The 9,904-nt window shown below is 68.1% G+C and carries 11 protein-coding genes and 1 pseudogene; 7 read left to right on the top strand and 5 right to left on the bottom strand.

Features of this window, described 5'->3' with window-relative positions:
* The 4 genes and pseudogenes from FW784_RS09545 to FW784_RS09530 all read right to left on the bottom strand — a co-directional run.
* Positions 1-524 (bottom strand): annotated as a pseudogene (locus FW784_RS09545) (EmrA/EmrK family multidrug efflux transporter periplasmic adaptor subunit); the annotation flags it as partial.
* Complete coding sequence (locus FW784_RS09540; protein WP_149353118.1) at positions 521-1,987, bottom strand: efflux transporter outer membrane subunit; 1,467 nt, start codon at positions 1,985-1,987, stop codon at positions 521-523. The gene FW784_RS09540 and the pseudogene FW784_RS09545, both read right to left, overlap by 4 nt.
* Position 1,988: 1 nt before the next feature.
* The gene (locus FW784_RS09535) at positions 1,989-2,438 is read right to left on the bottom strand and encodes a MarR family winged helix-turn-helix transcriptional regulator (RefSeq protein ID WP_149353117.1); all 450 of its coding nucleotides are present in this window, start codon (positions 2,436-2,438) and stop codon (positions 1,989-1,991) included.
* An 89-nt stretch (positions 2,439-2,527) separates the two neighbouring features.
* Positions 2,528-3,322 (bottom strand): cytochrome C assembly family protein, encoded by a 795-nt coding sequence (locus FW784_RS09530; protein WP_149353116.1) that lies wholly within the window; start codon positions 3,320-3,322, stop codon positions 2,528-2,530.
* A gap of 83 nt (positions 3,323-3,405) precedes the next feature.
* On the opposite strand from FW784_RS09530, the gene ffh reads away from it, so the two are divergent.
* The 7 genes from ffh (at position 3,406) to FW784_RS09495 (ending at position 8,410) form a co-directional block, all read left to right on the top strand.
* Entirely contained in the window at positions 3,406-4,776 is a 1,371-nt protein-coding gene (gene ffh / locus FW784_RS09525) for a signal recognition particle protein (RefSeq protein WP_149353115.1), read from the top strand.
* A gap of 105 nt (positions 4,777-4,881) precedes the next feature.
* Positions 4,882-5,139 carry a 30S ribosomal protein S16 gene (gene rpsP, locus FW784_RS09520; RefSeq protein ID WP_149353114.1) on the top strand — a complete coding sequence of 86 codons (258 nt, stop codon included), beginning with the start codon at positions 4,882-4,884 and terminating at the stop codon, positions 5,137-5,139.
* Positions 5,139-5,690, top strand: coding sequence for a ribosome maturation factor RimM (gene rimM / locus FW784_RS09515; protein ID WP_149353113.1), 552 nt, complete (start codon positions 5,139-5,141; stop codon positions 5,688-5,690). Before rpsP ends, rimM begins: the two co-directional genes overlap by 1 nt.
* Positions 5,691-5,718: 28 nt before the next feature.
* Positions 5,719-6,513, top strand: a complete 795-nt coding sequence (trmD, locus tag FW784_RS09510) for a tRNA (guanosine(37)-N1)-methyltransferase TrmD (RefSeq protein ID WP_149353112.1) — start codon at positions 5,719-5,721, stop codon at positions 6,511-6,513.
* A 115-nt stretch (positions 6,514-6,628) separates the two neighbouring features.
* The gene (gene rplS / locus FW784_RS09505; protein ID WP_149353111.1) at positions 6,629-7,036 is read left to right on the top strand and encodes a 50S ribosomal protein L19; all 408 of its coding nucleotides are present in this window, start codon (positions 6,629-6,631) and stop codon (positions 7,034-7,036) included.
* A gap of 214 nt (positions 7,037-7,250) precedes the next feature.
* The gene (locus FW784_RS09500) at positions 7,251-7,649 is read left to right on the top strand and encodes an RNA-binding S4 domain-containing protein (RefSeq protein ID WP_149353110.1); all 399 of its coding nucleotides are present in this window, start codon (positions 7,251-7,253) and stop codon (positions 7,647-7,649) included.
* Positions 7,650-7,780: 131 nt separating this feature from the next.
* A complete protein-coding gene (locus FW784_RS09495) occupies positions 7,781-8,410 on the top strand; it encodes a TMEM175 family protein (protein ID WP_149353109.1) in 630 nt (209 codons plus the stop codon).
* A gap of 34 nt (positions 8,411-8,444) precedes the next feature.
* On the opposite strand, the gene mutS is transcribed toward FW784_RS09495, so the two are convergent.
* Positions 8,445-9,904 (bottom strand): DNA mismatch repair protein MutS (gene mutS, locus FW784_RS09490; RefSeq protein WP_149353108.1); only part of this gene is annotated, 1,460 nt, incomplete at its 5' end.

Genomic DNA, 9,904 nt, shown 5'->3' with positions numbered 1-9,904 from the left:
AGCGCGGCTTCGGCGGCGGCGAGGTCGTCGCGGGCATGCGCCAGCTCCTCGGCCGACACCGCGCCGGTCGCGACGAGCCCGCTGCGACGCGCAACGTCCGACCGCAGCTTGGCGACCGCGACTTCGCGCGCACGAAGCTCCGCTTCGCCGGAACTCACGGTGCTGTAAAGGCCGCGCACCTGGCGAACCGTGTTGGCGAGATTGGCGACGGCCTGGTCGTAGGCAACCTGTGCATCCGTGGCGTCGAGCCGCACGAGAACCGTGCCGGCCTCGACGCGCATGCCGTCTTCGGCGGTGATGGCCGTGACCGTGCCCGTGGTCTGCGGCGTGATGGTCACGACGTTGCCCTGCACGTAGGCATCGTCCGTGCTCTCATACCAGCGGCCGACCATGAAGTGATAGATCAGCCAGCCGAGACCGGCGAGCACGACGATCACTGCGAGGATCGTGAGAGCGCGGCGGCGCTTGCCGTTCTTCGCGGGCGCAGCGGACGGGGCGGTGGAAGCGGGTGCGGGAGTGCTCATCGGCTGGCGGTCGCGGCGTCGGGTTCGGAAGGGGGTGCGGTCAGCTCGAGGCCGCCGCCGAGCGCCTGGTCGAGGTCGACCGTGGCGATCAGGCGTTGCGCGCGCAGGGCGGCCAATTGCTGGTCAAGTTGCAGCAGCGGCCGCTGTGCGGCCAGCACGTCGATCTGCGTGGTCAGGCCGGCCTTGTAGCGCGTATTCGCCAGCGACAGCGCGGCCTGTGCGGACTGTCGCGCAAGCCGCACGGAGGCGATCTGCGCATCGAGTGCGCGCGCCGTGTCGAGTGCGTCGGCGACCTCGCGAAGGCCCGTCACCAGGCTGCCGTTGTACGCCGCCACGGCGAGGTCGTACTCGGCATCCGTCCGCGCGAGGTTGTTGCGCAGCCGTCCGCCGTCGAAGATCGGCAACGTCAGTGCGGGGCCACCTTGCGCGAGGAGCGCCTTCGTCGAGAACAGGTCGGTAAGCCCGCCTGCAGCCACGCCGATCAACGCCGACAGGTTCACTGCCGGATAGAACTCGGACTTCGCGGAATGGATCGCGCGGCTGGCCGCTTCGGCGCGCCAGCGCGATGCAACGACGTCGGGCCGATGACCGAGCAGCTCGCTCGGAATGACGCTCGGCACGCCGGGGGGCGGCGCCTTCAGAAGTTTCGGGCGCACGATCGACGCGGCGCGGTCGGGGCCTTTACCGAGCAGGGCGGCGATCGCGTGCTTCGCGCCGTCGATCTGCTGCTGCGCCGCCTGCGCCTGCTGCGATGCGGAGTCGACCAGTACCTCGGCGTTGCGCGTCTGCAACTGGTTGTCGATGCCGGCTTTCACCCGCTGACGCCCGAGGCCGAGCAGCTTCTGCGAGCGCGACTTCTCGGACGTCGCAACGTCGAGCGCGTCGTACGCCTGTGCGAGGCCGACATAGGCACGCGCGATGTTGGACGCGAGCGTGAGTCGTGACGCCTGCGCCTCGACCTCGACCGCCCGCAGCTGACCGATCGCGGCGTCGTAGCGCGCGCGCTGTCCGCCCCACAGATCGGGGCTGTACTTGATGTTGAGACCCAGCAGGATCACGCCTTTGTATTCCCCGCCGAGCGGCGGCGGGGCGATCGACTCGGGGATGCGGATACCGGAGTACTGCGCGGTCGCGCCCACCATCGGTTGCCGCGCCGAATCCGCCAGCCCCGCCTGCGCGACGGCTTGGCGAACGCGCGCGTCCGCGGCTGCGAGGCTCGGCTGACCCTGCAGTGCTTCGTCGATCAAGGTATCGAGCTGGGGGTCGCCGAACGCGCGCCACCAGTCGCGCTGCAGCGGCACGTGGCCGGCACCGGACAGGGTCTGCGACGCGGCCAGCGCGTCGGCGTCGAGCGGGTGTGCCTTCGGGTCGACGCCGCGCATGCTCGCGCAGCCGGCAACGGCAAGCGCGAGGACGAGCGGGGCGAGCCGCCGGAGAGCCGGCGCTGCGGAATTTCGTGTCATGTCAGTCGGAGCCCGGAGTAAGGTTTTCGCGCACGCGCGCCAGCAGGTCGAGCAGCTGCGCCTGTTCAGCGTCGTCCAGACCCTGCATCGCCTGGGTGTGCACGCGACGCCCGTAGTCGCCCACGACGTCCCACAGGCGGCGACCGGCGTCGGTCAGGTCGACGTGCAGGGCGCGACGGTCCTGCGGGTCGGTGACGCGCGCCACGAGGCCCTGCGCTTCCAGCCGGTCGAGGACTCGGGTCATCGCACCGGGGTGCAGCTGAGCCGCGCGGGCCAGCTCGGTCACGCCTGCGCGGCCGGCGCTTAGCGTCTTGAGCGTGATGTATTGGCTGAAGGTCAGGTCGTGACCGCCGGCGGCGAGTTCCCGCTCCATCCACGCCCACATGGCATCGCGCACCTGCCGGAACAGGAGGCCGAGGGAGGAGCCGTTGCAGGATTGGGGCGTCGTCATGGCCGCGCAATTTAGATGCGCGCGCAATAGTTGTCAATGCAAGTATTGTGAAGACGGGTAATTACGAAGCGTTCCGCTGCTGGAACGGTTCAGACGACGTGGCGGTGAAGGATCAGTTCGAGCACGGCCTTGCTGCCGAAATAGGCGAGCACCAGCAGCGCCATCGCGGAAAGCGTCCAGCGGACGGCCGTGCTGCCCCGCCAGCCATAGCGACGCCGGCCGAACAGCAGCGCCCCGAACGCCAGCCACGAGAGGATTCCCAGTACCGTCTTGTGCACCAGGTGTTGCGCGAAGAGGTTCTCGACGAACAGCACCCCGGTGAGCAACGTTGCGGTCAGCAGCCCGAATCCCACGGCGATCGTTCGGAAAAGCAGTGCTTCAAGCTGGACCAGCGGCGGCAGGGCGCGCAGCCAGCCATGGAATTCGCGGCGCCGGAGCGCGCGCTCCTGGGCCCAGAGCGTGACGGCAACGAGCGCCGCAACGGCGAGCGTGGCGTAGGCCAGCAGGGCGAGTGCCGCGTGCAGCTGCTGTTGCCAGTCGAGCGCCATCGGCGCGGCATGGCCGTAGGCGCGGAACGCCGCCAGCATCGCCGCCGCCAGTGGCAACGCCAGCACGGCAAGCGCCGCTACGCGTTCGCGCCTGGCGACCGCCGTGGTCATCGCAGCCATGCCCAGGCTCACCAGCGACAGCGCGGCAAAGAAGTGCAGGTCCGGGCCATGGATTTCATTCCATGCGATGACGTGGACGGTGGCGTGCAGTGCCATTGCGGCGCCGGCGGGCACGCGCCATGCGCCGGAAGGCGCGCCGGGGTCGGCGCGAAGCGCTGACGCGAGCATGCCGGTCGCGACGAGATAGAGCAGCAGGGAGACGATTACGAGCGTCATCGCGAAAGTGTCGCACAGCCGTTCCGCGGGCCGCTTGCGGCCGAACGCTATACTTCGCGACCGTTTTCGCCGTTGGCCACGCCATGTTCGAGTCACTGTCCCAGCGCCTCTCCGGCACCATCGAGCGACTGCGCGGCCGCGGTCGCCTGACCGAGGAGAACATCCGCGAATCGCTGCGCGAGGTGCGCATCGCGTTGCTCGAGGCGGACGTCGCGCTGCCCGTGGTTCAGGCGCTGATCGAGCGCATCAAGGTGCGGGCGGTCGGGCAGGAAGTGATCAAGTCGCTCACGCCCGGGCAGGCGCTGATCAAGGTCGTGCGCGACGAAATGACCGCGGTCATGGGCGCGCAGGCCGCCGACCTCAACCTCAACGTGCCGTCACCCGCGGTGATCCTGATGGCGGGCCTTCAGGGCGCGGGCAAGACCACGACGGTCGGCAAGCTCGCCAAGCACCTCAAGGAGCGGCGCAAGAAGAAGGTGATGGTGGTGTCGGCCGACGTGTATCGGCCCGCGGCGATCGAGCAGCTCCGGCAGCTGGCCGAGCAGGTCGACGTGATCTTCTTCCCGTCCGACGGATCCCAGCAGCCGGAAGCCATCGTCCGCGCCGCGATCGAAGACGCGCGCAAGTCGTATGTCGACATTCTCATCGTCGACACCGCGGGCCGCCTCGCGATCGACGAAGCGATGATGGCGGAGATCAAGACGCTGCATGCGGCGGCCAATCCGGTCGAAACGCTCTTCGTCGTCGATTCGATGACGGGCCAGGACGCGGCCGTCACCGCGAAGGCGTTTTCCGAGGCACTTCCGCTTACAGGCGTGGTGCTGACCAAGACCGACGGCGATGCACGCGGCGGCGCGGCGCTGTCGGTGCGTTACATCACCGGGCGCCCCATCAAGTTCATCGGCACCGGTGAAAAGCCCGACGGCCTCGACGTCTTCCATCCGGACCGCATCGCCAGCCGCATCCTCGACATGGGCGACGTGCTGTCGCTGGTCGAGCAGGTCGAGCAGCAGGTCGACAAGGACAAGGCCCAGAAACTCGCCGAGAAGGTCGTCAAGGGCAAGAAGTTCGACCTCAACGACATGCGCGACCAGCTCGAGCAGATGCAGAACATGGGCGGCCTGAACGGGCTCATGGACAAATTGCCCGGCATGGGACAGGTGCCGGAGCACGTCAAGCAGCAGGTCACCGGCAAGGAAGTGCCGCGGATGATCGCGATCATCAACTCGATGACCAAGAAGGAGCGGCGCAACCCGGACCTTCTGAACGGCTCGCGCCGCGCGCGCATCGCCCGAGGCGCGGGGCTTACCCCGGCCGACGTCAACAAGGTGATGAAGCAGTACCAGCAGATGGAAAAGATGATGTCCAAGCTGGCGGGCGGCGGCATGAAGGGGCTCATGCGCGGCATGAAGGGGATGATGGGCGGGCGCGGGGGCGGGATGCCGTTCCGCTGAGTCGGAGAGCGGCCGTTTCGCCGGGCGGGTTCCCCGCGGCGGGAAATCCCGTTAAAATCGTCGGCTTACCCTGCCACTCCGGCAGCTGGGCACCACGAGAAAACCATGGTCAAGATCCGTCTTACGCGTGGCGGCGCCAAGAAGCGCCCCTTCTACCACATCATCGTCACCGACAGCCGTAGCGCCCGCGACGGCCGCAACATCGAGCGCGTCGGCTACTACAACCCGGTCGCCTCGGGCAACGACAAGCGCGTCGAGCTCGATGCCGCCCGCATTGCGCATTGGCTGGGTCAGGGCGCCCAGATGACCGACAAGGTCGCCGACCTGTACAAGCAGGCGTCCAAGGTGCAGGCCGCGGCCTGATGACCTCGCCCGTGCCTGGCGCGGGCGGTAGCGACACGCATTCCCCGGGGCGCCGCATCCTTGTTGGTAGGGTGGTCGGCGCCTTCGGCGTTCGTGGGGAAGTGAAAATCGAGAGCTGGACCGAGCCGCGCTCGGCCATCCTCGGCTACCGGCCCTGGACCCTACGCGACGCACGCGGCGGCGAGCGCGAGCTCATCGGCGTGCGCGGCCGCGAGACCGCCAAGGGCGTCGTGGCCGAACTTCCCGGGGTGGACGACCGCGACGCCGCCGAGGCGATGCGCGGCACCGAGATCTACGTCGCGCGCGCTGTGCTGCCCAAGCCCGCGCAGGGCGAGGTCTACTGGGTCGATCTCGAAGGCCTTCAGGTCGTGAACGTCGACGGCCGCCTGATGGGCCGCGTTTCGCACGTGTTTCCGACCGGCGCGAACGACGTGCTCGTCGCGCGCGAAGGCGACCGCGAGTGGCTGATCCCGTTCGTGCGGCCGCAATACGTTACCGACATCGACCTCGACGCCGGCCGCGTCACGGTCGACTGGGACCCGGATTTCTAGGTCGGCCTGACCGCCGCCCGAGCCCGCCATGCGCATCGATGTCGTCAGCCTCTTTCCCGAATTCGTCGCGCAGTGCGCGGGGTTCGGCGTCGTCGGCCGCGCGGTCGAGCGCGGGCTCTTGTCGATCCACGGCACCAATCCGCGCGATTTCGCGGAGGGCAACTATCGTCGCGTCGACGATCGCCCGTTCGGCGGCGGGCCCGGCATGGTGATGCTGGTCGACCCGTTGCGCCGGGCGCTAGCGTCGGCGCGCGCATCAGGCGATGGCCCCGCGCGCGTGGTCTATCTGAGCCCGCAGGGCGCCAGGCTCGATCAGGCGGGCGTTCGGCGTCTTTCTTCGCTGCCGAGGTTGGTGTTGCTCTGCGGCCGCTATGAGGGCGTCGACGAGCGGCTGGTGCGGGCGGAAGTCGACGAGGAGGTCTCGATCGGCGACTACGTGCTGTCCGGGGGCGAACTTCCTGCCGCGGTCCTGATCGACGCGATCGCCCGGCTGCAGTCGGGTGCGCTGAACGACGCCGAGTCGGCTGCGCAGGACAGCTTCGAGGACGGTCTGCTGGACTGCCCGCACTACACGCGCCCGGTGGAGCACGAATTCGGGGCTGTCCCTGACGTGCTGTTGTCCGGCGACCATGCCCGGATTGCGCGCTGGCGGTGGATGCAGGCGCTCGGGCGCACCGCGGATCGTCGGCCGGACCTGTTTGCCGGGCGCACGCTGTCGAAGACGGACATCGCCCTGCTGCGGGAATATCAGGAAGGCGCGGTCGCGTCGCCGGACCCGAGTCCGGCCATCGCCGGCCCGGTCGTCGGCCCGGAGCGCGGCTGAGCGGCTGGTCTTCTCCGGGAAATTCCCGCTACAATTACGGGCTTAGCTGTTTCTACGCCGGCACGCGGGTCCACGCGCACTCGCGGCTCTACAACGACACCAACAGGCCAAAGCCATGAACAAGCCGTCCATCAATACGCTGCTCCAGAATTTCGAAGCCGACCAGGTCACCCGCCAGCTTCCCGACTTCAGCCAGGGCGACACCGTCGTCGTGAACGTGAAGGTCAAGGAAGGCAATCGCGAGCGCGTCCAGGCCTATGAGGGCGTGGTCATCGGTATCAAGAACGGCGGGCTGAACTCCGCGTTCACGGTTCGCAAGATCTCGCATGGTTTCGGCGTCGAGCGCGTGTTCCAGACGCACAGCGCCACGATCGATTCGGTGGAAGTGAAGCGCCGCGGCAAGGTTCGCGCCGGCAAGCTTTACTACCTGCGCGGCCTGCAGGGCAAGAAGGCGCGTATCAAGGAAGATCTCGCTGGCAACGCCAAGGCGAAGGCTGCTGCCGCGGCTGCTGCTCAGCAGTAATCGGTCCAGCGTTCGTGGAAGACGGCCGCCTTTGGGCGGCCGTTTGCGTTCCGGGGCCGCCGATTGGACGCGGCGAGCCGCTGCGCAACTGGCGCATGGCGGCAGGCTCATCCTCAGTAGCGCCGCCCGGCCTCGTTGCGGACGGGGTCGCGCCATTCATCTCTCCGCACCCCGCGCGCGGCATGCTGTGGCTTCCACTCCGTAAACGTCGCGCATGACCGAAATCGCCCCGTCCGTCCGCCTCGACCAATGGCTTTGGGCCGCACGCTTCTTCAAGACCCGTTCGCTGGCCAAACAGGCGATCGAGAACGGACGCGTCGAGGTCGACGCGCAGCGCGCGAAGGCCTCGCGCGCGGTCCGCGAGGGCGATCGGGTGGATGTCGTGCGGGGTGACGAGCGCTTCGAGATCGAAGTACGGGCGTTGAGTACGGTGCGGAGTGGGGCCGCGATCGCGCAGTCGCTCTACGTCGAAACCGTCGAGTCCCGGCGGCGGCGCGAAGAGGCTCGCGCCTTGCGAGCCGCGCAGCGCGACGGGTTCCGCCCGCCGGAACAGCGACCCGACAAGCGCGCGCGCCGGCTCCTTCGCGCGCTCGGCGACTTCGACGCCGCCTGAAAACGGCGAGCGCGTTCGTTTCGGTCCTCGCCGCACTCTGAGTTTGAACCGCGTCCTTGGCGCGGAGACGGGCCGCGCCTTGCTGTTCGACGCAGGCATCGAAACAATCCACCAAAGCGGGGAGCAAGCCGATGCGCGAGACCACCGACCATCCGCTCGAACGGATGGTGTTCTTCTCCGACGCGGTGTTCGCCATCGCGATCACGCTGCTGGTGATCGAAGTGCACGTCCCGGTCATTCCACGCAGCGCCCCGGACGTCGAATTCTGGCTCGGCATGCTGCGCCTGACGCCGAACCTGATCGGCTACTTCATCAGCTTCGGCGTAATCGGCGCGTTCTGGATGGGACACCACCGCGCGTTCGCGCTCGCGACGAGATACACGCCGAAGGTGATGGGCTGGAACCTGTTGTTCCTCGGCTGCATCGCGTTCATGCCCTTCGTCACCGCATTCATGAGCGAGTACGAGGGCAAGCGCGTCCCGGCGACGTTGTACTGGGGCTGGATGGTGCTCACCGCGCTGCTCAACCTGCGGCTCAATGCGCTCGCGGTTTCGCCGATCATGCGGGCGCGTGAAACCACAGACGAGGACGCGCGCTACATCCGCGCGCGTGGCCTCGCGACGGTCGTGGCATCCGTATGCGCCTTGGTCCTGGCGCAGTTCGTGCCGATACTCGCGCCGCTCGCGATGGCCACGATGGCGATCTGGCGGCGCGTGTTTTACCGCGCGGTGCCGCCGGTGCACGTGACCGGGCACGGCTGAGCGGTTCATCCCTGTCGGTATTGAACGTGCTCCGTCAGATCAAGGATTTGAGCCGATAGAGCGCTTCGAGTGCCTGCTTCGGCGTCAGCTCATCCGGATCGATCCCGGCAAGCGCGTCGATCGCCGCCGTGTTCGGCGGGAACAGCGCGATCTGCTGCGGCGATTCCAGTGTCGATGCCGTCATGGGCGCACGCGCTTCGACCGGGCGCTGCTGTTCGAGTTCGGCCAGCCGCGCGCGTGCCTGTGCAACCACGGATTTCGGAAGGCCGGCCAGGGCGGCCACCTGCAGCCCGAAACTGCGATCGGCTGGCCCGTCCTTGACCGCGTGCATGAAGACCAGCCGATCGCCATGTTCCACCGCATCGAGGTGAACGTTGGCGATCCCGCTACCCGGCTCGGCCAGTCGCGTCAGTTCGAAGTAGTGCGTTGCGAACAGCGTGTACGCGCGATTGACGCCCGCCAGATGCCGCGCGCATGCCTCGGCGAGTGCCAGGCCGTCGTAGGTGGAGGTGCCGCGGCCGATCTCGTCCATCAGCACGAGGGAACAGTCGGTGGCGTGGTGGAGGATGTAGCTGGTCTCCGCCATTTCGACCATGAAGGTCGACTGCCCGCGCGCAAGGTCGTCGCCTGCGCCGATGCGGGTAAGGATGCGGTCGATCGGGCCGATCGTGGCGGCCGACGCCGGAACGAAGCTGCCGATGTGCGCGAGCAGGACGATCAACGCGTTCTGTCGCATGTATGTCGACTTGCCGCCCATGTTCGGGCCTGTAATGACGAGCATGCGCCGACCCTGATGATCCGGCGCGCAGTCGAGGATCAGGTCGTTGGGCTCGAACGGCGCGTCGCGCACCGCCTCGACGACGGGGTGTCGGCCGCGCTCGATACGGATGCCTGGGTGATCGGCAAGCTCCGGCTGCGTCCAGTCGAGTACCTGCGCACGCTCGGCGAACGCGGCCAGCACATCGAGTTCCGACAACGCGGCCGCGCACGCCTTCAGCGGCTCGAGGCGTTCGTTGAGCGCGTCGAGCAGCTGCTCGTACAGAAGTCGTTCGCGCGACAGCGACCGTTCGCGTGCGCTCAGCACCTTGTCTTCGAACTGCTTGAGCTCCTCGGTGATGTAGCGCTCGGCGCCCGTGAGCGTCTGTCGGCGCGTGTAGTGCGTCGGGGCCCGCGCGACCTGGCCCTTGCTGACCTCGATGAAATAGCCGTGCACCCGGTTGTAGCCGACCTTGAGCGTGGCGATGCCGGTCGCCTGGCGCTCGCGTGCTTCGAGGTCGACGAGGAACTGGTCGGCAGAGGTCGAGAGCCGACGCAGCTCATCGAGTTCGTGGTCGTAGCCGTCGGCGAAGACGCCGCCGTCGCGCGCCAGTACCGGCGGATGCTCGACGATCGCTTCGGCGAGTCTCGCAGCGGTGGCGTCGTGTTCGCCGAGCGCGTCGGCAAGCGCCTGCAGGCGCGGCGCGTCGAGCGGCGTCAGCAGCGTGCGCAACGCGG

It is taken from the genome of Cognatilysobacter lacus (assembly GCF_008274655.1).
Taxonomy (GTDB): domain Bacteria; phylum Pseudomonadota; class Gammaproteobacteria; order Xanthomonadales; family Xanthomonadaceae; genus Cognatilysobacter; species Cognatilysobacter lacus.
This window is presented reverse-complemented; position numbering and strand designations above follow the sequence as displayed.

Excerpts from the sequence above, each read along its gene's own strand:
- FW784_RS09540 (WP_149353118.1), bottom strand. The coding sequence starts at position 1,987 with ATGACACGAAATTCCGCAGCGCCGGCTCTCCGGCGGCTCGCCCCGCTC.
- FW784_RS09535 (WP_149353117.1), bottom strand. The coding sequence starts at position 2,438 with ATGACGACGCCCCAATCCTGCAACGGCTCCTCCCTCGGCCTCCTGTTC.
- FW784_RS09530 (WP_149353116.1), bottom strand. The coding sequence starts at position 3,322 with ATGACGCTCGTAATCGTCTCCCTGCTGCTCTATCTCGTCGCGACCGGC.
- ffh (WP_149353115.1), top strand. The coding sequence starts at position 3,406 with ATGTTCGAGTCACTGTCCCAGCGCCTCTCCGGCACCATCGAGCGACTG.
- rpsP (WP_149353114.1), top strand. The coding sequence starts at position 4,882 with ATGGTCAAGATCCGTCTTACGCGTGGCGGCGCCAAGAAGCGCCCCTTC.
- rimM (WP_149353113.1), top strand. The coding sequence starts at position 5,139 with ATGACCTCGCCCGTGCCTGGCGCGGGCGGTAGCGACACGCATTCCCCG.
- trmD (WP_149353112.1), top strand. The coding sequence starts at position 5,719 with ATGCGCATCGATGTCGTCAGCCTCTTTCCCGAATTCGTCGCGCAGTGC.
- rplS (WP_149353111.1), top strand. The coding sequence starts at position 6,629 with ATGAACAAGCCGTCCATCAATACGCTGCTCCAGAATTTCGAAGCCGAC.
- FW784_RS09500 (WP_149353110.1), top strand. The coding sequence starts at position 7,251 with ATGACCGAAATCGCCCCGTCCGTCCGCCTCGACCAATGGCTTTGGGCC.
- FW784_RS09495 (WP_149353109.1), top strand. The coding sequence starts at position 7,781 with ATGCGCGAGACCACCGACCATCCGCTCGAACGGATGGTGTTCTTCTCC.